The organism is Paradesulfitobacterium aromaticivorans (assembly GCF_054657415.1).
In genome coordinates this window covers 1,112,113-1,137,152 of the sequence record NZ_BAAHYT010000010.1, presented here as the reverse complement: position 1 = coordinate 1,137,152, position 25,040 = coordinate 1,112,113, and the positions used below count along the sequence as shown (strand labels likewise).

Sequence of the window (25,040 nt, the reverse complement as noted above, 5' to 3'; positions counted from 1 at the left end):
CCTTCCTCATTATGGATTAATTATATTCGAGCAAACCGTGAAAATTTCCTGCTAGGAATTTACATCCTTTCAGGAGCATTAACTCCCAATACGGCTAAGACATTAGCCAGCACTTGTTTGGTGGAGCGCACCAAAGCCAGGCGGGCCCGGCGCAAACCCTCATCCTCTACCAGTACCCGCTGGCTGTTATAGAAGGTATGAAAGGAAGAAGCCAAGTCAAGCACATACCTGGCCAGACGGTGAGGCTCCATCAAACGCGCTGCCAGGGCAATTTCCCCCGGCAAATCGGCGATCTTTTTCAAAAGGTCGGCCTCTTCCTGACTGTTTAACCGTTCCAGTTCTCCGGCTGACGGCGGTTCCTCCGTAATGACTCCTGTTTCTTCAGCCTGACGCAAAATACTGCATAAGCGGGCATGAGCATATTGAACATAATACACAGGATTGTCGGCAGACTGGGACTTCGCCAGGTCAAGGTCAAACTCGACCGTTGAGTCCGGGTCACGCATAATGAAGAAGAACCGGGCGGCATCTTTCCCCACTTCATCCATTAACTCACGCAGGGTGATATACTGGCCGGAGCGTTTGGACATGCGCACGATTTCCCCGTTTTGAATCAGGCGTACTAACTGCATCAAAATGATGTGCAAGGAGTCCGGATTATATCCGAAGGCAGACATTGCGCCTTTCATGCGGGCGACATGGCCATGATGGTCCGCTCCCCAGATATTGATTACGGGGCTGAAACCACGCTCAAATTTATTGCGGTGATATGCGATATCTGCCGCAAAATAAGTAGGGATACCATTACTGCGCACAACCACTTCGTCTTTTTCGTCTCCAAACTCAGTAGATTTAAGCCATAAAGCTCCTTCCTTTTCATAAATATACCCACGCTTCTCCAATTCTTCCATCGTAGTGCGCACCGCTCCAGAGTCATGGAGAGATTGCTCGCTGAACCAAACGTCATATTCTACCCCGAACTCCTTTAACGTTTCGCGAATTTGCCCGAGCTTTTCATCAAGGGCGTAGCGTACCAGGAATTCACGTCTCAACTCAGATTCAACATTCAAATATTTGTCTCCAACCTTGGCAATTACCCCTTTGACCGTATCAATCAGGTCTTCCCCGTGATACCCTCCCTCCGGAAAAGGAACATCTTGGCCCTGGAGCTGCAGATAACGGGCTTCAAGGGAAAGGGCAAAATTCTGAATCTGATTGCCCGCGTCATTAATATAAAATTCCCGCTGTACTTCATACCCTGCCATGCCCAAAAGGGAAGCCAGACTGTCCCCCAAAGCAGCACCGCGGGCATTTCCCATATGTAAAAGCCCTGTTGGATTGGCACTCACGAATTCTACCTGTACCTTTTGCCCCTGCCCAAGGTTAACCCTGCCGTAATCCGTGCCTTGACGCAGAACCTCGGGGATAACCCCGGTAAGCCAGCGCGGGTTCAAGCGGAAGTTAATAAATCCCGGACCGGCAATCTCAAAACCCTCAATCCACGTACCATCCGTACTGAGATTTTTAAGGATAATATCTGCTATTTCACGCGGTGCCCGTTTGGCTTGCTTAGTCAGCAGCATCGCCAAATTCGTAGCCAAATCTCCATGCTGCCGCTCGCGCGGTTCTTCCAACACAAACTGGGGCAGGCTCTCAAACACAAGCTCTTCCTTAGCTTTGGCCTTAGCAACAGCTTCGTGCAAATTTAGCATGATCTGTTCTTTTATTTTTTCATAGGTGCTCATCGGGAGGCTCCCCCTTTATGATAATCCTTAAACTATTATGACTTACTAATTCATCGTCAACAAATAGGTCATATTTTAGACTAATATGTCCTCCTTGTGCTGTCAAGTTGATTTTATAATTAAGCGGGTATTCTGCACCGCAGGGAAAAAATCCTTTCCGCAAAAATAATTTTCGAGTAGAAGCTAAATATCTATTAGCAATGGCTGCGCTAGCCAAAATTAAAATAAATAAAGAGAGGAAGGTTTTCTCCCCCTCTCAATTAGTCTTGCCAGATTAGCACGTTTTATATCCTGAAAAGAGCTTGTCGGCTACACAGCCCGTTGACATTTTTAATCCTGATGCATGGGTTATTGTAGATACTCCCCGCGCGGGGTCTTGATAATGCGCTGGATTTTTTCCTCATTTCCGTTCAGGGCATTAATATACAGCAAATACTCTTCGCCCTTGTACTTTCCTCTGAATTCCCAGGAAAATACTTCTTGGTTGCCCATCTTGGGAATAAGTGCGAGCCTGCTTTCGCTCACCTGGAAATCCGAGCGCAGTTTGCGTTTGGCATTATCCGCGGACAGGGCTTTGTTTTTACTGACATCGCGGTCCGTGTGGTAAGCATAATACGGAGTAGCATCGAATCCTACCAGCTTCCCACTGTCAAGCCCCACCATTAGGCGGACTTTATCAGGGTAAATCCTGACTCCGTCCTGCTCGCTTATGGCCTCTAATTGCAGGTAAGATCCAAAATCCTCGCTGGAAGTTAGAACCATGGTGTTCCAGCCCAAGGCCTTGAGCGCGGCCAAAGCTTTGCTCTTGGCGTCCTCAGGAGCAAGTGTGCGGGTCTGCGGCTCGCGCTGGTCGCGGTAAATCGTCACAACTCCCCCCTTCTTACTCACTTCGAGTGAGGCATCCCCCTGTTTCCACTGGAATCCTGCAAAAGGCCCCTGAGTCTCCCCGGTAAATTCAAGGTTGTCAGCCGCATACCCTATTTTCGTCAGAAAATCCCTGGCCGCTGCCTGTGACTGTTCACGACTGACCTCACCGGAGGGGAGCCCCAGGGGCTTATCCACGTATTTGGTGGAAAACTCCCCCGTATAACTAAAGGGTGGAAGTTTCTGCAGGCTCGCATCCAATTGTTCCAAGCCGCCGCGTACGGACTGAGGGGGACCCTCCTGGCCCTCAGCAGCGGCTTCCGCCACCTGCGTTTTGCCCAGTCCTAAGCGTTGGCGCAGGGTAGGAGACTTTGTAAGCCAGGCCGTTTGCTCCGTATTCATAAGATTTGAGATCTCATCTACTTTACGGCTAACCACCGCCACCCTATCGTGGACATCCCTGAGCATGTTTTCTTCCGCCGGGGCAACTTGCCCACCACCTGCAACTCTTTGAGCCAAAGTGCGGCCCAGATCCCCTGTCTGATTAAGAAACTGGTCGATGTAGCTAATCCCAACTTGCTCAGCTGGGAGCTGAGCCAAATCTTTCATTGCTGACTCGCTATTTCCCCAAACCTGAGTTAAGTAAAGTATCCTTTGATTGGCTCCAGTGGCGACCTGGCTTTTAGCGAGATCAGTCTCAAGTTGATCGAGGTGGCTCGACAAATCTGTAAAGGCCCGACGATACTGGTTTTCCGTGGTCAAACGAAAGTTCTCCGCTTGGCGGTATTGACTGTATCCCCAAGCCAGAGAGAGGACTAAAGCTGCACCCAAAGTACCCAGCCAAAAATTCCTACGCATTCCTTTTCCCCCTAGCGTGTAAACAGATGGTTCCCGATTTTAATGATTGGCGGCCGGGACCAAATGAATTTATTTTTTGTTTTAGCCGGATTAAAGAAAAATAGTGCTCCATACGAGGGGTCCACCCCCGTCATAGCTTCACGTGCCGCCCTGATGGCAGACGAATCGGGGGCTAAGTTTATCTGGCCGTCACTAACACTGGAAAAAGCCGCCGGCTGATACACGATATCTGCGATGGTGTTGGGAAACTCAGAGCTTTTAATACGGTTGAGAACTACCGCTGCCACCGCGACCTGGCCCTTGTACGGTTCCCCCCTGGCCTCGGCGTTGACAAGCCTGGCCAATAAATTGACATCACTGTTTTTATACCCCACCGGTTTGCCGGATGCGGTCGTGCTTTCCCCGCTAAGAAGTTTAAGTTCTTTGATAGTCTGGGGGCCGGCGACCCCATCCACCTTCAAGCCCCGCTCCCGCTGAAACCTCGTGACTGCGGCCTGGGTCTTGGCCCCGAACTTGCCGTCAATCGGACCTATTACATACCCCAGTCGTGCCAGTTTTTGCTGCAGTTCACTCACTTCCGGACCCCTCGCCCCCCTGCCCAAGACATGGTCACCCAAAGCCGCATATGCCACTGCGGTCAGCATTAAAGTTAAGACCACTCCGATAATGGCAAGACCCAGGGGCCTAACGCGTACTTCCTTCATACCCTCACCCCGCTTTAGATTTCTTCCTTAGTTTGGCTGAGGAACTAAAAATTTATCCATGGATGCACTTACATGTCAAACGGACGGTTCCGATGACATGGCTGCTCTTCATCTCCCCCCGGTTTAGCGTTCCAAATCCCCTGTCTCTGTGGTAATATTAGGTTAGTGAAGCCACAAACCACAAACCATTGGATTTGCGAATACCGAATGTTGTTTATAATCAGGAGGTAGCATTGCCGTGTTGTATGAAGGAGCGATTTACCGACCACCCAGCGAGGCTTTCAGCCTCATTTTACAGATTACCGTAGGCTGCCGTCATAATGCCTGTAGTTTTTGCAGTGTCTATAAAAATAAACGTTTTCGTATAAAAAATAAGCAAGAAATCTCCGACATCATTACCTGGGCCAAGGAATACCACCCCACTACCGAGCGCATCTTCCTGGCTGATGGAGACGCCCTCACCGTGGATACCCCGCTTTTAACTTCCGTGCTCGACCGACTGTATCAGAATTTTCCCCGGCTCGAGCGGGTAGGAATTTACGGTGGGGCTAAAGATATCCTGGCCAAAACCCCTGAGGAACTAGCTCACCTCAAAGCACACGGCCTGAGCATTGTCTACTTGGGTGTGGAAAGCGGAAGTGAACGCATTCTTAAAGCTGTGCACAAAGGGGTGACTCCGGCGCAGATGGCTGCCGCCGGACAAAAAGTCAAGGCCAACGGCCTCACTCTCTCCTGCACAGTGATTGCCGGGCTTGGAGGCAAGGAATTCTCCGCAGAGCATGCCCGCGAAACCGCCAAAGTGATAAGCACTATCAACCCTGATTTTTTGGCACCCTTAACCCTAATGGTGGAACCGGAGGCACCAATCGCCCGTACGGTCAAAGCAGGAGCCTTAACCCTCTTAAATCCACTAGAATCTCTGGCCGAAATTCACTCCCTCGTGCAAAACCTTGAATTAACTGACTGCACCTTTCGCAGCAATCATGCCTCCAACTACGTTCCCCTTAAAGCTCACTTACCCGAGGAAAAGGAACAGCTTTTACACACAATCGAGGACATTCTTAACCATAACCGGACGGAAGTATTGCGTCCCGAAAGCATGAGAGCGCTCTAGGAGAGCGCTCTTTTTGCTTACACGGGCATACGCATCCTTAGCTGCAATCTCTCTGGAAGAAGTACAAAGAAAAAGCGTGCCCCTACTCGGGCACGCATAATGGGCACGCTGTCGCTATAGTTAATTATATTCAAATTTTACTATTAAAAAATTAGGCTGATTCCCAAGTTAACTGCGAGCCACTCGTGGGAGGTCGTCTTCATCCTGTGCCGCTCCATTCACAATCCGGTTTCTTAGTTCCCCTATCATTGCAGGCACATTAATTTGCATCGGGCACCTTTCCACACAACGCCCACAACGCAAACAGGTATATACTAGTGGAGCCGCTTTTTCTATCCCGGAGACAAAGGCTGTCCAGACCGCACCGATTCCACTCAGGTAGGTGTGCCCGAAATGTCCGGCAGTAACCTGGAACACCGGACATTCATACATGCAGCCACCACAGCGCAAGCAATGCAAGGCCTGGGTGAACTTTTCATCCCCAGCCATCTCACTGCGTCCGTTGTCCACAAAGATCACATAAAACTCCCGCGGTCCATGGGCTCCGTAGGTTGTGACCTTTTCAATGTCGCCCGTCTTGCTGGGACCGCTGACAATGTTGACATAACCAGGCACACCGTACTGGGCGTAGCGCCAGGTTACTTCAGCCGTTTTCATCGCTTCCTGGAAAGTGGGCACTATTTTTTCAACCCCCACCATCACAAGATGCACTGGCGGAGCACCACTGGCCAGCCTAACATTGCCCTCATTTTCGATAATAACCACAGCCCCGGTATCGGCTGCTACGACGTTAGCGCCGCTGATCCCCACGTGGGCACTGAAATACTTCTCGCGCAGGAATTCCCGGACTACTCCCACTTCCTCGGCAATATCAGGGGGAACTTCTTTATTAAAAAACTTACTGAAAATTTCTGCTACCTGCTCCCTAGGCACATGTATCGCAGGAGAGAGAATATGCATGGGACGGTCATGCTTAAGCTGGAGAATGAACTCCCCTAAATCCGTTTCCCAAACCTCATTCCCTTTCCCTTCCAAATACTCGCGCAGGTGCAATTCCTCTCCGAGCATGCTCTTACCTTTAACAACTGTTTTGCCAGTTCCAATAATCCCTGCGGCAATTTCCAGAGCCTGCTGCTGATCTTTGGCGTAAAAGGCTTTTCCTTTATTGCGCTCGACTGAAGCCATAGCTTGAGCGAGAAGCTCTGAATTATTAGCCATGGAGTGTGTCTTGATCTCCCGGACTTCGGCTGCCAATTCAGGGGTATGGGGAAATCGTTCCAGGGTTTCCGCGACTGTACTGCGGTAGGCTTTAACCGCTCTTGTGATCGCTGTATTAATATGTTGGTCCTTACTGGCCTTATTCAAGTTCTTAGTATAGTCATTAAATTCGCTCTGCAAATCGATTTTCATTCCTTAACCCCCCTATAGAGGAATTCGATTAAGTCCTCAATTGCTGTCTTGCTTTCTTTTTCCTGAGCTCCTTCGAGAGCTGACAAGCAATAAGGGCAGGCTGTGAGAATAACTTCTGCTTCTGTTTGCTCAAGCTCGGCTACCCGGCGTCCGGCAATAGTATGGGATACCTCTGGGAATAGGAGCTTGCTCGGGCCGCCGCAACAAGTGGTCCATTTCCCCCGGCACTGAGCCTCACGTACCTGAACCCCTACAGCCCCCAAAATATCCCTTATTTCCTGTTCAATATCGAGCTCACGGGCCAAGCGGCAGGAGTCGTGAATGACGACCGTTTTATTGAAATTTAAGGATGGGAGTTTGTGCCTTTGTTCCCAAACCATCTCAATAAAAGTTTTGACCTCAAGTTTGAAATCTCCAATTATTTTCGGATAAACAAACTTAAAAACCTCAGCCGCATGCGGGGAAAGGCATACAATTGTCTTGGCTCCGCTTTGCTTAATAACACTTGCCACTCGCGGTGCATACTCCTGAAGGTCTTGCCAGTACCCTAATTCATAAAGCAGTGCCCCGCTGTACAGTTCCTGTTCCCCGCCATAGCAGAGATTATATCCTAATTTCTGTAAGATAACAGCCGCTTTATATGAAACCGCGTTGTATCTCTCTTTGTCTTTAGCCAGCACGGACGCGTACATTTTTTCGGCGCTGATACCGGCCTTGTTTAAGAGATTGCGCGCACCCATCATGAGGGAAAACCCTTTGCTCCCCTGATCGACATAGGTCATCGTCTTCACTAGGGAATCAATGTACGGAAGAAGCTGGTACTCCCCACCCGTGTAAAAAAGAATATCTCCTCGCATTGGTAAATTCAACCCTTTTGCCCAAGAAGAGATTTCAGGGCCCTTAAGGGCAAGGGGATTGCCATGTTTGACGATATTGCCGCGAATAATTTCCAGTACCGGTGGCAACTTCAGTTCAACTGCCATCAAGCCCACCTTCCTTCCATTTCTAATCGATCGTTCTTGCTTCATCAGAACAGAGTCTGTTTAGGATAACGAATAAAATAACTTACCCTCTCATTAAAGCAAAAAAGCGGAAGGAAAGTAAACTATATTTGGTCATGTATTATGTATTCACTAGGAGCGCGCAAGCCGTAATATCTCTAAGACATCCTTCTTATTGAGCTTCATAAAGTTCCCTACCGGGCCGGAGTGTGTGCATTTAGCTGCCATTTCCTCAAGCCTGTCCTCCGGAACATCGAGTTCTGTCAGAGTAACCGGTAACCCAATTGTCCGGAAAAATTCAATCAAACGTTCAATTCCTTCCCAAGCCGTGCGTTCAGGCGCATCAAACGAATACTCCACATTCCAAACACGCACTGCAAACTGGACAAAACGGTCAATGTTATGCTTAATCACGTATTTCATCCAGGCCGGGAAAACTGTGGCCAGACCTGCACCGTGGGCCACGTCATAAATTCCGCTCAACTCATGCTCTATCCCATGCGAAGCCCAGTCTCCTTCCCGTCCGGTACTTAGGAGATCATTATGCGCAATTGTCCCTGCCCACATGATTTCCGCCCTGGCATCATAATTATCCGGCTCCTCCAAGACGATAGGGGCATTATAGATAACCGTTTTAAGAGTCGCCTCACACAGCCTGTCCGTCAGATCCACATTCGTGACATTCGTAAAATATCTTTCCATAATGTGAGCCATGATATCGGCAACACCGGCCGCCGTCTGATGAGGCGGCAAAGTGAACGTGAGTTCCGGGTTCATCAGGGCGAACCTGGGGCGGGTAATTTCTGCGCCAAGCCCCCTCTTTAACCAGCCATCCTCATTGGTTATGACCGAACTATTGCTGGCTTCGCTTCCGGCGGCGGCAATCGTTAAGACTACCCCTACAGGCAGGGTTGCTTGGGGCCTGGCTTTACGCTCATAAAAATCCCACACCTTGCCCGCATAAGGAACACCGATGGCAATGGCTTTGGCTGAGTCAATCACACTCCCTCCGCCCACAGCCAAAATAAATTTAATCCTCTCTGCGCGGCAAAGCTTTATCCCTTCTTCGACCAGACTTAAACGGGGATTCGGTTTAACCCCGCCCAGTTCAAGGTAGTCAATTCCTTCGGCCTTAAGAGAGTTTACTATACGCTCATAAAGCCCGGACTGTTTAACGCTGCCTCCGCCATAATGCAAAAGCAGCCTGCCCCCTTGACCCAAATATTCTTTAACTTCCTGACCAACATGGTTTTCCACACCGCGGCCGAATATTATCTTTGTCCGTGATTGAAAAGTAAAATCGTTCACGCTAGCTCCTTTCTCTATATAAGGCAATCTAATTTAGACCATCTAATTCACACCATTTTAATAACCTCAAATGTATCTGAGGTTGTGCCGTTACTAGGAAATTCCCGCTTAGTTTTCCTGGGACATCATAAAAATATGTGGATAAAACGCCGGGTCAGTTTAATGTTTATGTTTTTTTCGCCTAGTCAACCAAAGACCTAGATAAATTGTAACCACGCTAACAACTACAATTGATAGTCGCCCCATGTTTTTTTCATAGTTAACAACATCATGCCCAATGATAACTTCTAACGCGGTTGATGGGAACTTTCCAATAAGAGTCGCTAAAGCATAGTCGCGGAAACTTATTTTACTCAGCGCACCGACTGCAGTTACAATACCTGACGGAAAATATGGAAGTGTTCGAGCGACCAGCATCATTTTGAACCCATTCTCTCCGCTGAAGTCATCCAATTTCTGCATATATGCGCTTTTTGCAATAAGCTTCTTAGCAGAGTCGCGCAAAACACTTCGCATCAGCATGAAGCTCAAAATGACGCCCACGCACTCTGCCAGCCAGGAGATTATTATTCCTGGCACTACACCGAACAAAACACCATTAGCCGTAGATATGAAGATAGAGGGTAGAAAACCTAAAGCATTAACCAGAACATTCAGCAAGAAACTGAATACCACTGCCCACATATCATAAGAACGTAAATACTCTTCTACCGCCTTAACATTTCCACTTGATACAACCATCCACATTTTCGGGAAAAATCCCGGATTTAGAAAGTAAATTACTGCTATAACAAAAAGTATTAGGGCAGCAATTAACACCTTTACCCAAGCTTCAGCTTTAATATTTTTCAACGGCTAAACCTCCAACTACTCCCAAGACTTCCATACATCCGGCTCATATCCTACTGTAGCTTGTTTGCCGTTACGTACTATAGGAGTTTTATAAAGGCTGGGATGATTTAAAATAATCTCTTCCCTAACATTAGTGCTTATTATCCGATCCATATTTAACTTCTTATAATCCGCAGCATCTCTATTAATTAGCTTCTCTAAGCCTACAGCAGCCTTGACACTCTGCAATTCCCCCTTGCTTAGCCCCTTCATCGTTAAATCAACAAACTGGTATATTATTTTTCTCTCTTTAAAGTAACGTTCGGCTTTTTTCGTATCAAAACATTTCTTGACACCGAATATTTGAATATTCACCTGTATCTCTTCTCCCTTTTAAGAAAAATCCCTCCGGTACCTTGATATCTGAATTCGCCGTCACTTATGGTATGGCTCTCCCCGGCTAATTTTGAAAGCCCGATAAACCTGTTCCAGGAGAACCAGCCTCATTAACTGATGAGGGAAAGTGAGCTTGGAAAAAGACCAGCGCATGTTGGAACGTTCTTTAACAGCCGCAGACACCCCAAGGGAACCGCCAATAACAAAAGCTAAAGCTGAGCGCCCATCCATAGCGAGGTCCTCTAACAAGCGGGCAACTCCAGGGGAGGCCAACTGTTTGCCCTCAATATCCAAAAGGATCACATAATCCTGGGGGGAAATTGCCCGTAAAATCCGTTCTCCTTCCTGAGTTTTCAGCTTCTCCTCTTCACCCGCAGATAATCGCTCCGGGCAAGGTTCATCCGGAACTTCCACTATCTCCAGGCGTGCCAACGGACCAAGTCGTTTCAGATATTCCTTGATCCCATCCTGTAAGAATTTTTCGCGGACTTTTCCAACAGCAACGACTTTTATTTGAAGCATCGCTTAATCATCCTTTTGAATTGGATATACGAAATGGAGGCGTGGTGCCTCCATTTCTGGTTATCTTTCGCCAATCATTTTGCTATGGTAAATATTAAACTTTGGGAACTCACGACTTTAACTCTCCCAGCGCCACCTTAACATCCTTGCTCGTTCCCTGCCGGAAGTACGTTACGGTAATACTGTCACCCGGCTTGTACTTAAACAGTTCGTGTGTAAGCTCAAGGGAATTGCTGATTTCAACGCCGTTGATTTTCGTGAGCACATCACCTGCTTTAATCCCTGCTTTATCAGCCGGTCCGCCTAACGAAACTTGCGCTACATAAGCGCCGGCAGGCCACCCTCTTTGCGAGGCGTACTCCACTGTATAACGGTCATCGATCTGAACCAGGAGTCCCGGATGACTGGCATATCCTTTTTCGATCAACTGTTGTACGGTAGGCATGGCATCAGAAATAGGAATAGCAAAACCCATTCCTTCAAACCCGGGTTCCTGATTCTTGGCGGAATTAATTCCGACCACCTGCCCCTGATAGTTGACTAACGGCCCTCCGCTATTGCCCGGGTTAATCGCCGCATCCGTCTGAATCAAGTTAAAACTGGATTCCCCTTGAAGCATTAAAAACCTGTTGGTCGCAGAGACCACTCCTGTCGTTACTGAGCGGGCAAATTCCTGTCCGCCCGGATTGCCAATCGCCACAACCGGTTCCCCCACCTGGAGCTTGGTCGAGTCCCCAAGATGTACTGCCGTCAGGTTTTTCGTATCATCGATCTTGACAACAGCCAAGTCTGTGCGTGTATCTGCCCCAACCACTTTACCATTGACATTGCGCCCATCGGCCAGGCTTACCACGACTTTTTCCGCTTTTTCTATTACGTGATTGTTTGTGACAATGTACCCGTTTTTGGCATCAACGATGAAACCGGACCCGCTGCCCGCTTCCGCTAATTCCGACCCGCCAAAAAAACTTCCCTGTGTCCGAAAGTTAGCAATACCCACTACTGCCGGTCCTACCGCTTTCGCAATCTCCACTACCGGAAAGTTTGCAGAATTAGGGTTAACGCTTACGGGCGGCGAACCACTTTGCCCCAAAATCACTTGCGGGGATGTATTGGTTTGTTGCTTGCCATAGAGATTTTGAGCAAACAACCCGCCAATTAATCCGCCTAAGAGTGCACTGATGAGAGCTACTACAATAAGCGGAAAAGAGCGCGGTTTCCGACCATTAGAGTAATTGGAATTGTCATAATAGCTCATGACCACTTTTCCTCCTCTTCCTAGTTTTCACGCAACACAATTAATTCATGCGGAGTATAACGGGGTGCCACCCGCAGGCGTAGTTCTTTATTGTTTCTTAGAGAGCGGGAAGTTCGCAAAGTCCGGACCACAGTAGTGAGAGCAAGTTCAGGTGTGTTATTCTCCTCGCTTAAATGGGCTAAAACTACCCTTTGCGTGTTTTCTCCAATCCACTCCAGAAGCCCCTCAGCCAACTGCCGGTTGGCCAGATGCCCATAGATGCTGCTGATTCTTTTCTTAAGATACCATGGATAAGACCCTTGCCACAACTTGTCCTCATCATGATTAGCTTCCACGACCAAGGCATCACATTCCTTTAAGCAGCGGTGCATCTCTTCCGTAATTATACCGCTGTCCGTAGCAATCCCAAGAGCAAGCACTGCTTGACCAGGCAGACGGCGTTCGATCCGCAAACCATAACTTTCTTTGCTGTCATGAGAGGTCGCAAACATTTCTATTTCTAAACCGGCACAGCTAAACTTATTGTTTACTTCAATGCGCTGATTATCCGCCAGTTTTCCGACAGACTGTTCCATTTCTCCCCAAATAGCCTGTGACGTATAGATAGGAATTTTTAATTTACGGGCTAAAGCACCAACACCTTTGATATGGTCAATATGTTCGTGAGTCACAATAATCCCTTCGACTTGGGCAGGCGGAACATTAAGAAGAGTCAGGTTATGTAGCAGGCTTCTCATACTGATTCCCGAGTCTACCAGAAAACTGCGCTCACCCTGACCTACCAAAATTGCATTGCCCGAACTTCCGCTGGCCAGTGTTGCGAAATGCAAGGTGAATTTCTCCTTCCTCCGGACATTATTTTCCAGTCAACGAAGCTTCCATCTGATCCTGCGCTGCCGCGATCAGAGTCTGCAGAATTTGCTTGTCCTGGTCTGAGGAGCTCACTCCTGAGGCCTTCTGCCACACGCGCACAGCCCCTGCATAGTCCTTTTTGGCATCAAAGAGAAACCTGCCATAGTTGAACAAGGCGGGGTAAAAATCTGGGTTCTCGGCTAAAACCGCTTGGAAACTCTTTTCGGCCAGATCATTGTTCCCGGCATTAAAAGCAGCAGTTGCCAGATCGGCTGTGATATTAATATCTTTTTTACTTGCGAGCACAGTCTGATAGACCGTGACAGCCTGTTCCAGATACCCTTTAGCCTCATTCGGAGCCAAATCAAAGGCCATCATCCCCAAGTCGTAATAGGTATTGCCTAGCTGCGTCTGGAGCTCGAGATTGTCTGGGTTCGCCTTAACCGCTTCAGTTAAAGCTTGGGCCGAACTTTTCAGGTCTGCAAATTCGCGCGCCGGATCAGGGGCGCTCACTGCCGCAGGGTTACCCGCCGGAAGCCCCCCGCCATAAAAATAACTCAAAATAGCCGAGCCCACCATGCTAAAAGCCATAGCAATAGCCAGGACCATCGCTCCAATGCGGTGCCTGCGTTTCACAGTCACATACCCCCTCGTATAATCGAATCCATGAAATCACAAATTCAGTCCCTAAATCCTAAGGCAATGTCAGCACTTAGTCCAAATACCATTTACGGATTTCACAACGCACATCATAATACGAGGTACCCTGTCCTAGATCAGACAGCTCTGACGCAATCAACTGATTGACCCCAAAACCCTCGACCGTCGCCCCTTCAGGGACAACCACTGCTTCCGGATGGATATCTTCAGACACGGCCACACGCGCCTTAAGCTGACCGACCTTGGTCTCCACCAGGGTCCAGTCTCCCGGCCGCAAACCGCGTTTAGCTGCGAGCTCAGGATGAATATAGAGGGTAAACACGTCACTGTCTTGGAACTGGGAGTGCAAACCCTTGGCCGGATGCGGTGTCACCAGGTACCAGGGGAATTCGCGGGCATCCTGGCTTCTACCCGCGGGCACAAAGGCAGCAACCGCATCTCCTGCCTCGGCTCTGGCCTTGGCGCTGGCCAGTTCTATTTTGCCGCTGGGAGTGAGAAATTTCCTCTCCGCCCACGCGACCTGGGGTATATAAGGAGCACGCACAGCCCCCTGGCTCAATTCTGCGAGCGTAATCCCAAAAGGCTTTAATGGTTCAATGATATATTCAAGCCATTGGCGGGCTGTAAACGAAAAATCCTGTTCATGGCCCAGCCGCCGCGCTAGCTCCGTGAAAATTTCCGGTTCAGGCCTAGCTTCCCCCTGCGGCTCAATAACTTGCTGTGCGTATTGGATCAGCGGACCCCAGGAAGTGTAAATCAAGTCCTCCTCTTCAAAAACAGTTGTGACTGGGAGCACGAGATCAGCCTGGCGCGCCGTCTCAGACATAACTGTATCCAGGACGACCTTAAAGGGAATCCTGTGCCAAACCTCCCGCCACAGCACAGAATTGGGCTGCTGCACCAAAGGATTAGAACGGGTAACTACCGCCAGTTCGATTGGCGGCTCCGCTGTGTCCAATTCTTCTGCCAAACGAGCGTGCAGTATTATGCGGGAGCGATAATTTTGAGGAGGCAAAAGCACCGTATTAAGGCGACCGCGATGATATTGATGGGCATATTGCACTCCTGCGCCAGAAACTCCCACATTACCGGTGACAGCTGCCAGGGCGTCAATCGCCCTTACTGTGCCGCCCCCTCCTTGGTAACGCTGGAGCCCGAAACCGAGAAGAATCGAGACCGGCTTGCCATGAGAGATCGTATAAGCGAGGGAGCTTAGTGTTTGAATGTCTATTCCGGTAAGTTCAGCAGTTCGCTCAGGCGGGAACTCCTTGGCGCGCAAAGCAAACTCCTCCAGGCCGTAGACATGCTCCCGCACAAACTCCCAGTCAAGCCAGCCTTCCCCCAGAATTATATGGCTTAAGCCCAAAGCCAAGGCTGCATCAGATCCAGGCCGGACTGAAATGTACTCATCTGCAAAGTCCGCACTTTTGACCTTGACCGGATTAATCACAAAGAGGCGGGCACCCCGCTTCCTGGCCTCCACCAGGTGTGGCATTAAGTGAATATTGGTAAGAGCCGGGTCCCTGCCCCAAAGGATGATTGTTTTGGCATGATACAGGTCTTCCCAGTCGCTGGCGTAGACCGCGCCAAAATCGATTTCCTGGGCCCGGTATCCCGCTCCCCAACACATGCTCCCGCCCGGCTCCGTCACTCCGCCCAAAGCTTGAAAAAACCGGCGGTCGAGATTGCGCAGAGCGCCATTGTGCCCATAGTCATAATGATGGAGAATCCCCCAGGGTCCGGTCTTGTCAAGGGTGCTCTGAATTTTCCCAGCTAAGAGCTCATATGCTTCTTCCCAGGAAATTCTGTGCCAGCCTTCCCCCTTGCGTCTAAGCGGAAAACGCACGCGGTCAGGGGAAGAGACCCGGTCAAGCAAAGCTTGCCCTTTGGAACAGATAAAACCCTTAGTAATTGGGTTTTGCCTGTCTCCGTGGAGGCGCAGGCCATCTTGCTTAACTTCAACCAGAAAACCACAGCTATCCGGACAGTTCAAGGGACAAGCTGAGCGCATCATCTTCATAACTGTGCACACCTCCGCCGTATCTTAAAGTTCTTGTAACTACTCAGGAGACAGGAGTCAGGAGTACGGGATGGGAGCCTGAATTCTGTCTCCTGAATACTGACTGCTGAATACTGACTACCTTGAAAAACTCCTTAAGCCTGCAGTTCCTTAACCTTCAGATAAAGCGCGACTTCCAGTCGTTTCTGCTGAAGTTCACACCCTAAAGTATACACTTGGGTCAGGTCACCGGTAAAGGCGGTATTGGCCGCATGGCAACCCCCACTGCAAGCAAAGCGAGTCCAGCACTCCCGGCAAGCGGGCTTGGCATAAATGTGGGCCGAGCGAAAAGCCTGCACCAGCCCGGTATCAAGTTTAACCCCGTCATCTCCATTAAGCGACCCCATCTTATACTGCTGTTGGCCGACAAACTGATGGCAGGGATAGAGATCCCCTTCCGGAGAAATTGCCACGTACTCATGTCCGGCCCCACACCCAGCCAAACGCTTAGGCAGGCAGGGTCCCTGGTCTAAACCCACATTAAAATGGAAGAAGTTAAAATCCCGTCCCTGCCGACGGCGGACAAGTATTTCTTCCCCTAACCGGTCATAGGCCGCACGGACCTCCTCCAAATCTCCGTCCCGAAAAGCGTAAGCATCTTGCGGCCCGGCGACCACAGGCTCCAGAGAAATTTGCCCGATCCCTAGCTCAGCCATGTGCAAGACATCGCGGTCAAAATCCAGATTGAAATGGGTATAGGTGCCGCGCACATAGTAATATGTCCCAACCGCGTAGGGAGAACTTTCCGGCCTTTGCGCCACAAACTTGCGGATAGCGGGAACCACTTCCTCGTAACTTCCACGCCCATCCGCATATGGGCGCATGCGGTCGTGAACCTCCGGGCGGCCGTCCAGGCTTAAGACTACACTTATATCTTCCGCTTCTAAAAAAGCCTGAACCTCATCATCCAGAAGCACAGCGTTGGTGGTCAAGGTAAATTTTATGCTCTTGCCAGCTTTAGCCGCCGCTTCACGCCCATAGTGCACCAGCTCTTTCACTACTGGAAAATTGAGGAGAGGCTCTCCCCCAAAAAAGTCCACTTCACAATGCGAACGGTGCCCTGAGGCCTCGAGCACAAAATCTATTGCTTTCGCACCGGTTTCAAACTCCATCAATGTGCGCGCTCCTCCGAATGCCCCAGTTCCCGCAAAACAGTATTCACAGCGCAAATTGCAGTCATGGGCAACATGGAGGCAGATCGACTTAACCACCGGCTTTGCGGGATAAGACGGAGGATTTTCCGGCGCTTCCCCGGCAAAGAGTGTCCCCTCTTGCTGTAACTCTGCAAACTCGCTTAGGATCTCCTCTAGCTCCTGACGCAAAGGATCCGTGCCTAAACCTTCAGTATCCTCCATAGTATTAAATGAACTTGCTCTAGCTAAGCTAAGCAGGTTTGCGCCAGTAACCGCTTGACCCTTCTCTTGTAATTCTTCCATGAGTTTAATCGTTTGATAAGCAGCCTCATCCAATATATGGATAGAGCCAGAATTAACATCATAGGCTATGAAAATATCCCCCTGCCTGTAAGCATGGACATTTTTCTTAATAAGATATCCTTCTAAATTAAGCATTCTATCCTCTCTCTCACACAATCTAATCTTAACTACTATGGAGTCAGGAGCCAGTAGTCAGTAGTCAGAATAATTTTTGCGAATAAATCAAGGGCTTAAGACCCAAAGAATACTGGATACTGAATTCTGACTCCTGAATACCTTAATACTACTTTACATCAAACAGAAAGAGAACCCATCCTTGAAAGGCGGGTTCCGGTCAGATGCTTCCCTGATGTTATTATTGATTAAAGTTAGGCCAATGGACAGTTACTTCACGCACACTTGATTGCCTACCGTGCAGGAAGTCTTGCAGGCAGATTGACATGAAGTCTGGCACTCCCCACAACCCCCGGTTTTAAGTGTTGCGCTTAGATTAGCTTTCACAACTGTTTGAATGTGCTTGGACACCCAAACCCCTCCTCCCATCTCAAACTACCCTGATTATAGCATGCGGGCAAGTTAAATGGCAAAGCACTGTCACAACATCTTGTGTCAAAACATCTTTTTCTTCGCCATAGCCAGCGCTGCTACGACACAGGCCCCCACAACAATAACCACAATGATTGCAAAAGCGTGGGGATTGTCGTGCAACGGAACATTTACGTTCATGCCGAAAAAACTCGCGATCATGGTAGGAATAGCCATCACAATGGTTACTGAAGCCAAAAACTTCATGAGGATGTTTAAGTTATTCGAGATAACTGAGGCAAAAGCATCCATTGTCCCTGTCAAAATGTCGCTGTAAATCTTGGCCATTTCGATTGCCTGTTTATTCTCGATAATGACATCTTCCAGTAACTCAGTATCTTCCGGGTAATTTTTGATACTTTCTGTGCGCAGCATTTTTTCAAGTACGATTTCATTAGATTTGAGGGAGGTTGAGAAATAAACAAGGCTTTTCTCAAGCTCAAGTAATTGAATAAGCTCTTTATTCTTAGTGGATTTATGGAGTTTGGCTTCGATCAGACTGCTTTCTTTGTCGATCCTTTTCAAATACTGCAGATATTTGGCTGCATTGCGATACAGAATTTGCAGAATAAAGCGGGTTTTTTTGTAAGTGTAAAATGTCTTGACCCTATTATCCAAGAAGTCCTTGATGATCGGGTTTTCTCTCAGGCAAACAGTAATAATGCTTCTATCAGTTATGATAATGCCGAGGGGAATGGTTGTGTAAAAAGGAGAGTTGCCATCATACTCGGCGATTGGAATATCGACGAGTATCAGGGTGGAACCATCGTCATCAATCTCAATACGAGATCGTTCTTCTTCGTCCAGAGCTGCCCGCACATAGTCCGGATCGAGCTTAAGCGTGCTGCTTACTTTAAGGACTTCTTCCTCAGTCGGATTAACAAGGTTCACCCATGTTCCATCTTCATAGCAGTCTAGGGTTACCAGCCCATCCACTGCAGATTTCAATATTTCCATCATAGCCATTAGTCCCTTCTTACTTGACTAGTTTAGTATGCGATTTCAGAAGCTTAAATAACCTAAGTTTCTGCCTGACAAGTGCATCTTGACACGAGCTGAGTTTAACTTAACGTGCACGTGCTTACACAGGCAAAATTTAGGCCTGGCCGGTGTATCCGGCTTGTTCAGTCTTAACTGCTAACATACTACACGGGTCTCCGTCCACACCAACCACCTCCGTCTTTCAGAATATAATGGCTCTAACAAATTTAGTACTAAAAAAACCCTTTCACTACGAGTGAAAGGGAATATAAAGCCAACAACGGCTTTACTTGCATCTTCACTCGTTCAGCTTTGGCACTACACAGCTTTGGATTGAATCCAGCTACATTAGGTAAAACCTTATTTCGGTAATACCTGTTAACCCTTGGGCATCTTTCGATGGGGCAGGGCAGCAGCCTATATCCATGTAGGAGCCTCACCTAACGAAGATCTTTAACAATTCATTTTTAGATATCCTAATTAATAATACTCTTGTCCTTCGGCCTTTTCAATAGCAAAAAAAATAAACCCCGGCCAAGGCCGAGGCGCTACCACTTGTTTAACTTCGTCCGCTTAACCGGCTCTGCTTACAATCGAATAATACTGATTAAGCAGACGGTCAAGTCCCTGACTAATCTGCACCACGTCAGGGTCTGTAAGTGATCTTTCTCTGGCGGACTCGTTCATCCGCCGCCTTGACTCCTCAATCATTTGCAACAGGATATCTAACTCCAGCTCCACCTCTACATACCTCTCTCCACATCATTCAAATGCGATTATATGTAAGTTTGCAAGTTCCCCTGGAATATCTTAGTACATTTTTGGTGTCTTAGCAAGGTACTTGGTATTAATTTAAATTATTTAGCCATGAAAATGTTTGATGGTACCAAAAACGTCGCAACTTCTTGCGACGTCTAAATTTCTGATGGAGCGGATGACGGGATTCGAACCCGCGATCCTCGGCTTGGGAAGCCAATGCTCTACCACTGAGCCACATCCGCAAAATAAGAGAACGATAATAAGTATAAACTGGCTTTTACATTCTGTCAACACGCTCACAATCTTTATAATTTTTATGTTTTTTGGAACCAAAATCTATCAGACCGGATCTGCACCCTATTGAACTTCGACAACTAAATTAGGCAGAGAACTGTAACCAGCGCTTAGACAAATAGAGGAGGAAAAATCTCGGCTAGTCCAACTGGCTCAGCAATATGCCGGTACACATCATCCGCTGGGATACGCCCAAAGCCAGTGGTTAGATCAGCTCCTGAATTTATTATGGCACTCCGGAGCAAGCTCTATCGGCACCGCTCTAAGCACTTAAGTCGTTTCCTCACTCAGACCTGTGAACCATATTGTTGCTTAAAAAACCCTCCTGTTCCATCTTTGAGAAAAGAGGAAGCAGGAGGGTTTAATGTATAAGTGGTGCCCCAGGACGGAATCGAACCGCCGACACGAGGATTTTCAGTCCTCTGCTCTACCGACTGAGCTACCGGGGCGTAAATCGATATTCGATATTCGATGTTCGATGTTCGAGACTAGAGATTATATCATGATTTTCTTTCGTTCGAACGACGAATATCGAACCACGAACCTCGAGAATGGTGAGCCATCCGCGACTCGAACGCGGGACACCCTGATTAAAAGTCAGGTGCTCTACCGACTGAGCTAATGGCTCAACTATACCTCGTCCCTCCACGGTAAAAATGGGACGTCACAAATTAGGATTTTACCTGAAAGTGTATAAGCTGTCAAGAGTTCTGAGTAAGCTTCTGCTCAAAAATATTTTTCTAAAAAATATTACCCCGGACAATTGTCTGTTCCCTTCCCGGCCCCACGGCTACCAAGGTAACCTGTACCTGAGTCAATTGCTCCACGCGCTGGATAAAATTTTGCGCGGCTGCAGGCAAGTCTTCAAAGTGCCTGATTCCAGTAATTTCTTCGTTCCAGCCTGGCATTTCCTCATACACCGGCAGGCTGTCCCGGAAAATTTTCTGGCTTTGCGGAAACTCGTAAATAACCTCATTGCCAGCCCTGTAGCCAACACCAATTCGGATCTTTTCCAACCCGGTTAGCACGTCAAGCTTAGTGATAGCTAAATCCGTCAAACCATTAACCCGTGCCGCGTACCGGACAATAACCGCGTCAAACCAACCGCAGCGGCGGGCGCGCCCTGTGGTTGTGCCGAATTCATGCCCGCGTTCGCGCAGGATTTCTCCTGTTTGATCCAGGAGCTCCGTAGGAAACGGTCCTTCCCCGACTCTGGTGGTATAGGCCTTGGCTACCCCAACCACCCGCTGGATGCGGGTAGGCCCGACTCCAGCCCCGATACAAGCCCCGCCCGCTATTGGGTGGGAGGAAGTCACGTAAGGATAAGTCCCATGATCAAGATCGAGCAAGGTTCCTTGCGCTCCTTCAAAGAGAATTCTCTCTCCTTTTTGGATACTTTCATTGATCACCAGGGAGCTGTCCGTAACATACGGACGTAGCTTTAGAGCATATTCCTGGTACTCGTTGAAAATCTCTTCAAACTTGAGCGGTTCAAGCCCATAAAGTTTAGTAAGGATATTATTCTTTTCCGCTAGATTACGCTTCAATCGATCGGAAAACTCGTCCCTGTCAATTAAATCACTGACCCTTATCCCAATGCGCGCAGTTTTATCCATATAGGCAGGTCCAATTCCGCGTTTGGTCGTACCAATCTTATGCTCCCCGCGGGCATCTTCCTCGAGGGAATCAAGCAAGCGATGGTACGGCATAATCACTTGCGCATTGCTACTGATTAAAAGCTGACCGGTTTTGATACCGCGTTTTTCAAGATAGTATAGTTCCTCCAACAGAACCTTGGGGTCAAGCACGACGCCATTGCCAATCACGCACGTTTTGTCTTCATAAAGAATCCCTGAGGGAATTAAGTGGAGCTTGAATTCTTCTCCATTGACTACCACCGTATGGCCTGCGTTGTTCCCCCCTTGATAGCGGACTACCATTTTAGCTTTTTCTGCCAGGAAATCCGTAACTTTTCCCTTACCCTCGTCTCCCCATTGCGCACCTATTAAAACAACCGCAGACATCCTGATTCCTCCCTTATAAAGAAAACTTACTTCAGGTGGAGTTTTAACTCCATCTGAAGTTTAGTTGCACTTATCCAGGGGCTTAGTGCCACTTATCTTCCGCTTAAGAAGCGGAAGTCTTAGTGGCAGTTAGCCATCGGATAAACTCGAACCCTTCAGCAGGTTGCAATCCAACTGCAGTGCATCCTCTGTTGGTGCCGCATTACGCGGACCGGACATCTAATTTAAATATTGCTCACTTTATCTTTTTTCATCCCATTCCTTTTGGCATGACGTCTCTCGTGTAAGGCCAGGACTTTTATTCAGGCTTTATCCACTAAGTCGCGAGCCACCACGATCCCGGTGGTCGAAGCCTGCATCAGCCCACGGGTAATCCCTGCGCCGTCCCCAATCGCATACAGGCGTGGGATAGCGGTTTCGAAGTTGTTATTCACCTTCACTTTAGAAGAATAAAACTTCACTTCCACCCCATACAGCAGGGTATTGCGGGAATAAAGACCGGGAGCAATGTTGTCAAAAGCCCGCAGGGTTTCCGTCAGGGAAATAAGATAGCGCTCCGGCAAGACATAGCTCAAGTCCCCAGGCACAGCCGATTTCATGGTTGGAACAGTTGTCGACTTGCGCAGGCGGCTCTCATCCGTACGTCTCCCCTGCAGCAAATCCCCCAGGCGCTGGACCATTACCCCTCCCCCAGTCAACATATTGGCGAGGCGGGCAATATAGCGACCGTACTCAATCGGCTGGTTGAAAGGCCGGGTAAAGCGAGTGGATACCAACAGGGCAAAGTTAGTATTTGAAGTTTTCCTAGCTGGATCCGCATAGCTGTGGCCATTTACCACAGCGATCCCTCCGTCATAGTGTTCCTCTGACACCACTCCGCCTGGATTGACACAAAAACTGCGGGTTTTGAGCTCAAAGGTGTCCGAGTAGTACACTAATTTGGGTTCATAAAGATCCTTCGTCAAATGGTCTAAGATGGAGTTCGGAACTTCAACCCGCACCCCGATATCTACCTCATTATTTTCCGTCTCGATTCCCAGGCGCACTGTCTGCTCTGTCAGCCAACTGGCCCCGCCGCGCCCGGGTGCGACGACAACATAGCGCGCTCTAACCTCGATAATCTCTTCCTGGCCCCGTTTTTTAATGCGGGCACCCGTTATCCCCTCGGGAGCAGTCAAGATGTCAATAACCTCTGATAATTCCCAAAACTCCGTCCTGGTGTTATTTACCAGGTGTTCGTACATTGACCGCAAAACTTCGGCAGCCAGTTCTGTGCCCAGATGCCTTACTGGGGAATGAATAAGCTGAATATTGTAGCGGGAAGCCTCGTACTGAATTTCCTCAACCCTTCTGGTGTCAAGCCCATGCACAGAGTCCCTGGCCCCAAAGCCTCGGTAAATTGAATCCGCATAATCTATTAGTTCCTGGGCTTTCCCCTCGCGCATATATTCAGTGAGCCTGCCTCCAACCGCAGGGGAGAGCGAAAGTTTGCCATCACTGAAAGCACCAGCTCCAGACCAGCCGCTGGTGATGGCGCACGGAGTGCAGTTTTTACAGACTCCTGTCTCACGGGCCGGACATTTACGCTTCTCAATTGTATTTCCTTTATCCACGATTAAAATATTCAAATCAGACCGGTGTTTCGTAAGCTCCAAAGCGGTAAAAATGCCGGCAGGACCGGCCCCGATAACTAAAACGTCTACTTCATGTTTCAATTTTATATCCTCCTCTGCCTCCGACCTGTCCGTCACATGTTTTACGCGCGGAAACGGCATGCCACAAGACTAGAAAAGTTACGATTGATTAAACTGCACCAAACACAAACAGCTTAATATTAACAATGTTAAAGGTCGTTGTCAATGAATAAATCGAACATTAACTTGTTTCATCTGAAAAATATTCGACATGATCCCTAACAATACTGCTTAATTTGTGTTTGTGTTCGCGTTTACATGCCGGAGTGGTTTCGATCAAGGTTTACAAACTTAGTAAATTCCTTAAGATACCCCAGTTCCAAAGTCCCGACCGGGCCGTTGCGGTGTTTGGCCACTATTATCTCTGCAATCCCTTTCTTCTCGGAGTCGGGATGGTAATACTCGTCTCTATAAATAAAAGATATAACATCGGCATCCGCTTCGATTGCTCCTGACTCTAAGAGGTCAGACATAATCGGACGTTTGTCCTGCCTTTGCTCAACTCCGCGGTTCAGCTGAGACAGGGCGATCACCGGAACCTTAAGCTCACGCGCAATACTTTTTAGCCCGCGCGAAATCTGGGCCACTTCCTGCTGGCGGCTCTCAGCCCGTTTCCCTACCGTCATTAGCTGTAAATAATCGATAACAACCAACCCCAGACCGTTCTCCCTTTTTAGCCGCCGTGCCTTGGAACGCAGCTCAGCCAAGGAAATACCGACTGTATCATCGATAAAAATAGGCGCTTCCGACAAAGGCCCGACTGCACGGGTAAGCTTGGGCCAGTCGCTGTCCAACAACTCCCCTGTGCGCACCCGCTGCTGGTCGACCATAGCCTCGGAACAGAGCATCCGCTGTACAAGTTGTTCCTTAGACATTTCCAGGCTGAAGACCACTACCGGGACTTTGGACCTTACTGCCGCATTCTGAGCCATGTTTAAGACCAAAGCCGTTTTTCCCATCGAAGGTCGGGCAGCAATAACTATCAAGTCCGCTGCCTGCCAGCCTGAGGTCATGCGGTCAAGCTCATGGAAAAAAGTCGGGACCCCGGTCAAGTTCCCTTTATTGTTAGAGAGATGTTCAATCTTTTCAAATGTATTCAGTAAAATTGTCCGAATAGGGATAAAATCATTTTTTACCTGCTTGAGGGATAATTCTAAGAGCATTTTCTCCGCTTCTTCCAATAGCTGAGTTGCTTCTTCCCCCGGTTCATACCCTCTTTCCGCAATCTGGGCAGCAATTCTGATCAACTGCCGCATCAGGGACTTCTCCCCAACCATAACCGCATAATGGTCAGCATTAGCTGCTGTGGGCACAGAACGAGCAATCTCCGCGATGGTGGCAAGCCCCCCCACCTGTTCCAGCCTGCCTTCGCGGCGCAACACTTCCGCCACCGTAACAAGGTCGATGGGTTCTCCGCTTTCAAAAAGTCCCCTGATAGCCGTGAACACTAAACGGTGATTGTCACGGTAGAAATCCTCAGCCTGCAGAATTTCAAAGACACTGCTCCCGGTCTGAGGGTCTAGCATTAAAGCGCCTAAAACCGCTTGCTCCGCTTCCAGGCTTTGGGGTGGAACTTTCGGCAGCTCCATCTCACATCTCCTCCCGTAAAAAAGAAAAAGAAAAGCCAGAGACGTTTTGTCCGGCCTTAATCTTGTACGAAAAACCACAACTCCTATGAGAAGGAA

22 protein-coding genes, 3 tRNA genes and 1 riboswitch are annotated in these 25,040 nt (G+C 48.6%); of the genes, 2 read left to right on the top strand and 23 right to left on the bottom strand.

Features of this window, described 5'->3' with window-relative positions; all coding sequences use genetic code 11:
• Window positions 1-59 precede the first annotated feature (59 nt).
• From argS to sleB, 3 genes are all read right to left on the bottom strand, one after another.
• Window positions 60-1,745: an arginine--tRNA ligase gene (gene argS, locus ACYQ2N_RS11295; RefSeq protein ID WP_459999325.1), complete on the bottom strand. Its 1,686-nt coding sequence runs from the start codon at window positions 1,743-1,745 to the stop codon at window positions 60-62.
• 348 nt (window positions 1,746-2,093) lie between these two features.
• The gene (locus ACYQ2N_RS11285) at window positions 2,094-3,467 is read right to left on the bottom strand and encodes a PepSY1/2 domain-containing protein (RefSeq protein ID WP_459999324.1); all 1,374 of its coding nucleotides are present in this window, start codon (window positions 3,465-3,467) and stop codon (window positions 2,094-2,096) included.
• A gap of 11 nt (window positions 3,468-3,478) precedes the next feature.
• A complete protein-coding gene (gene sleB / locus ACYQ2N_RS11280; RefSeq protein WP_460000521.1) occupies window positions 3,479-4,111 on the bottom strand; it encodes a spore cortex-lytic enzyme in 633 nt (210 codons plus the stop codon).
• A 298-nt stretch (window positions 4,112-4,409) separates the two neighbouring features.
• Between sleB and ACYQ2N_RS11275 the strand changes: the two genes are divergently transcribed.
• Window positions 4,410-5,285 carry a radical SAM protein gene (locus ACYQ2N_RS11275; RefSeq protein WP_459999323.1) on the top strand — a complete coding sequence of 292 codons (876 nt, stop codon included), beginning with the start codon at window positions 4,410-4,412 and terminating at the stop codon, window positions 5,283-5,285.
• Window positions 5,286-5,453: 168 nt separating this feature from the next.
• Here the strand turns inward: ACYQ2N_RS11275 and ACYQ2N_RS11270 are convergent, their stop codons facing one another.
• The 15 genes from ACYQ2N_RS11270 to ACYQ2N_RS11200 form a co-directional block, all read right to left on the bottom strand.
• Window positions 5,454-6,695 carry an LUD domain-containing protein gene (locus tag ACYQ2N_RS11270; protein WP_459999322.1) on the bottom strand — a complete coding sequence of 414 codons (1,242 nt, stop codon included), beginning with the start codon at window positions 6,693-6,695 and terminating at the stop codon, window positions 5,454-5,456.
• Window positions 6,692-7,678 carry a (Fe-S)-binding protein gene (locus ACYQ2N_RS11265; protein ID WP_459999321.1) on the bottom strand — a complete coding sequence of 329 codons (987 nt, stop codon included), beginning with the start codon at window positions 7,676-7,678 and terminating at the stop codon, window positions 6,692-6,694. Before ACYQ2N_RS11265 ends, ACYQ2N_RS11270 begins: the two co-directional genes overlap by 4 nt.
• Window positions 7,679-7,828: 150 nt before the next feature.
• A complete protein-coding gene (locus ACYQ2N_RS11260) occupies window positions 7,829-9,004 on the bottom strand; it encodes an iron-containing alcohol dehydrogenase (RefSeq protein WP_459999320.1) in 1,176 nt (391 codons plus the stop codon).
• Window positions 9,005-9,163: 159 nt separating this feature from the next.
• Window positions 9,164-9,856, bottom strand: coding sequence for a TVP38/TMEM64 family protein (locus ACYQ2N_RS11255; RefSeq protein WP_459999319.1), 693 nt, complete (start codon window positions 9,854-9,856; stop codon window positions 9,164-9,166).
• A gap of 15 nt (window positions 9,857-9,871) precedes the next feature.
• Entirely contained in the window at window positions 9,872-10,210 is a 339-nt protein-coding gene (locus tag ACYQ2N_RS11250) for an arsenate reductase family protein (RefSeq protein WP_459999318.1), read from the bottom strand.
• A gap of 60 nt (window positions 10,211-10,270) precedes the next feature.
• Window positions 10,271-10,753 (bottom strand): 23S rRNA (pseudouridine(1915)-N(3))-methyltransferase RlmH, encoded by a 483-nt coding sequence (rlmH, locus tag ACYQ2N_RS11245; protein ID WP_459999317.1) that lies wholly within the window; start codon window positions 10,751-10,753, stop codon window positions 10,271-10,273.
• Between the two features lie 109 nt (window positions 10,754-10,862).
• Entirely contained in the window at window positions 10,863-12,011 is a 1,149-nt protein-coding gene (locus ACYQ2N_RS11240; RefSeq protein WP_459999316.1) for a S1C family serine protease, read from the bottom strand.
• Between the two features lie 20 nt (window positions 12,012-12,031).
• Entirely contained in the window at window positions 12,032-12,841 is an 810-nt protein-coding gene (locus ACYQ2N_RS11235; protein ID WP_459999315.1) for an MBL fold metallo-hydrolase, read from the bottom strand.
• A 25-nt stretch (window positions 12,842-12,866) separates the two neighbouring features.
• Window positions 12,867-13,499: a tetratricopeptide repeat protein gene (locus tag ACYQ2N_RS11230; protein WP_459999314.1), complete on the bottom strand. Its 633-nt coding sequence runs from the start codon at window positions 13,497-13,499 to the stop codon at window positions 12,867-12,869.
• Between the two features lie 76 nt (window positions 13,500-13,575).
• Window positions 13,576-15,543 carry a molybdopterin-containing oxidoreductase family protein gene (locus ACYQ2N_RS11225; RefSeq protein WP_459999313.1) on the bottom strand — a complete coding sequence of 656 codons (1,968 nt, stop codon included), beginning with the start codon at window positions 15,541-15,543 and terminating at the stop codon, window positions 13,576-13,578.
• A 134-nt stretch (window positions 15,544-15,677) separates the two neighbouring features.
• Window positions 15,678-17,153 carry a thioether cross-link-forming SCIFF peptide maturase gene (gene scfB / locus ACYQ2N_RS11220; RefSeq protein ID WP_459999312.1) on the bottom strand — a complete coding sequence of 492 codons (1,476 nt, stop codon included), beginning with the start codon at window positions 17,151-17,153 and terminating at the stop codon, window positions 15,678-15,680.
• Window positions 17,154-17,402: 249 nt separating this feature from the next.
• Window positions 17,403-17,543, bottom strand: a complete 141-nt coding sequence (scfA, locus tag ACYQ2N_RS11215) for a six-cysteine ranthipeptide SCIFF (RefSeq protein WP_459999311.1) — start codon at window positions 17,541-17,543, stop codon at window positions 17,403-17,405.
• Between the two features lie 84 nt (window positions 17,544-17,627).
• Entirely contained in the window at window positions 17,628-18,563 is a 936-nt protein-coding gene (locus ACYQ2N_RS11210; RefSeq protein WP_459999310.1) for a magnesium transporter CorA family protein, read from the bottom strand.
• A 311-nt stretch (window positions 18,564-18,874) separates the two neighbouring features.
• Window positions 18,875-19,039, bottom strand: a riboswitch (M-box (ykoK) riboswitch).
• 118 nt (window positions 19,040-19,157) lie between these two features.
• Window positions 19,158-19,325 (bottom strand): Spo0E family sporulation regulatory protein-aspartic acid phosphatase, encoded by a 168-nt coding sequence (locus tag ACYQ2N_RS11205; protein WP_459999309.1) that lies wholly within the window; start codon window positions 19,323-19,325, stop codon window positions 19,158-19,160.
• Between the two features lie 185 nt (window positions 19,326-19,510).
• Window positions 19,511-19,585 (bottom strand) — tRNA-Gly (locus ACYQ2N_RS11200).
• Between the two features lie 170 nt (window positions 19,586-19,755).
• On the opposite strand from ACYQ2N_RS11200, the gene ACYQ2N_RS11195 reads away from it, so the two are divergent.
• On the top strand, window positions 19,756-19,911 hold the full coding sequence (locus ACYQ2N_RS11195) for an aspartyl-phosphate phosphatase Spo0E family protein (protein WP_460000520.1): 156 nt from the start codon (window positions 19,756-19,758) through the stop codon (window positions 19,909-19,911).
• Window positions 19,912-20,010: 99 nt separating this feature from the next.
• Here ACYQ2N_RS11195 and ACYQ2N_RS11190 read toward each other — a convergent pair.
• The 5 genes from ACYQ2N_RS11190 to dnaB form a co-directional block, all read right to left on the bottom strand.
• A tRNA-Phe gene (locus ACYQ2N_RS11190) sits at window positions 20,011-20,086 on the bottom strand.
• 103 nt (window positions 20,087-20,189) lie between these two features.
• Window positions 20,190-20,265, bottom strand: a tRNA-Lys gene (locus tag ACYQ2N_RS11185).
• Between the two features lie 112 nt (window positions 20,266-20,377).
• Window positions 20,378-21,661: an adenylosuccinate synthase gene (locus tag ACYQ2N_RS11180; RefSeq protein WP_459999308.1), complete on the bottom strand. Its 1,284-nt coding sequence runs from the start codon at window positions 21,659-21,661 to the stop codon at window positions 20,378-20,380.
• A 302-nt stretch (window positions 21,662-21,963) separates the two neighbouring features.
• Complete coding sequence (locus tag ACYQ2N_RS11175) at window positions 21,964-23,376, bottom strand: NAD(P)/FAD-dependent oxidoreductase (protein WP_459999307.1); 1,413 nt, start codon at window positions 23,374-23,376, stop codon at window positions 21,964-21,966.
• 233 nt (window positions 23,377-23,609) lie between these two features.
• The gene (gene dnaB, locus ACYQ2N_RS11170) at window positions 23,610-24,944 is read right to left on the bottom strand and encodes a replicative DNA helicase (protein WP_459999306.1); all 1,335 of its coding nucleotides are present in this window, start codon (window positions 24,942-24,944) and stop codon (window positions 23,610-23,612) included.
• Window positions 24,945-25,040: the final 96 nt, after the last annotated feature.

Excerpts from the sequence above, each read along its gene's own strand:
- argS (WP_459999325.1), bottom strand. The coding sequence starts at position 1,745 with ATGAGCACCTATGAAAAAATAAAAGAACAGATCATGCTAAATTTGCAC.
- ACYQ2N_RS11285 (WP_459999324.1), bottom strand. The coding sequence starts at position 3,467 with ATGCGTAGGAATTTTTGGCTGGGTACTTTGGGTGCAGCTTTAGTCCTC.
- sleB (WP_460000521.1), bottom strand. The coding sequence starts at position 4,111 with ATGCTGACCGCAGTGGCATATGCGGCTTTGGGTGACCATGTCTTGGGC.
- ACYQ2N_RS11270 (WP_459999322.1), bottom strand. The coding sequence starts at position 6,695 with ATGAAAATCGATTTGCAGAGCGAATTTAATGACTATACTAAGAACTTG.
- ACYQ2N_RS11265 (WP_459999321.1), bottom strand. The coding sequence starts at position 7,678 with ATGGCAGTTGAACTGAAGTTGCCACCGGTACTGGAAATTATTCGCGGC.
- rlmH (WP_459999317.1), bottom strand. The coding sequence starts at position 10,753 with ATGCTTCAAATAAAAGTCGTTGCTGTTGGAAAAGTCCGCGAAAAATTC.
- ACYQ2N_RS11240 (WP_459999316.1), bottom strand. The coding sequence starts at position 12,011 with ATGAGCTATTATGACAATTCCAATTACTCTAATGGTCGGAAACCGCGC.
- ACYQ2N_RS11225 (WP_459999313.1), bottom strand. The coding sequence starts at position 15,543 with ATGAAGATGATGCGCTCAGCTTGTCCCTTGAACTGTCCGGATAGCTGT.
- scfB (WP_459999312.1), bottom strand. The coding sequence starts at position 17,153 with ATGCTTAATTTAGAAGGATATCTTATTAAGAAAAATGTCCATGCTTAC.
- ACYQ2N_RS11210 (WP_459999310.1), bottom strand. The coding sequence starts at position 18,563 with ATGATGGAAATATTGAAATCTGCAGTGGATGGGCTGGTAACCCTAGAC.
- ACYQ2N_RS11180 (WP_459999308.1), bottom strand. The coding sequence starts at position 21,661 with ATGTCTGCGGTTGTTTTAATAGGTGCGCAATGGGGAGACGAGGGTAAG.
- dnaB (WP_459999306.1), bottom strand. The coding sequence starts at position 24,944 with ATGGAGCTGCCGAAAGTTCCACCCCAAAGCCTGGAAGCGGAGCAAGCG.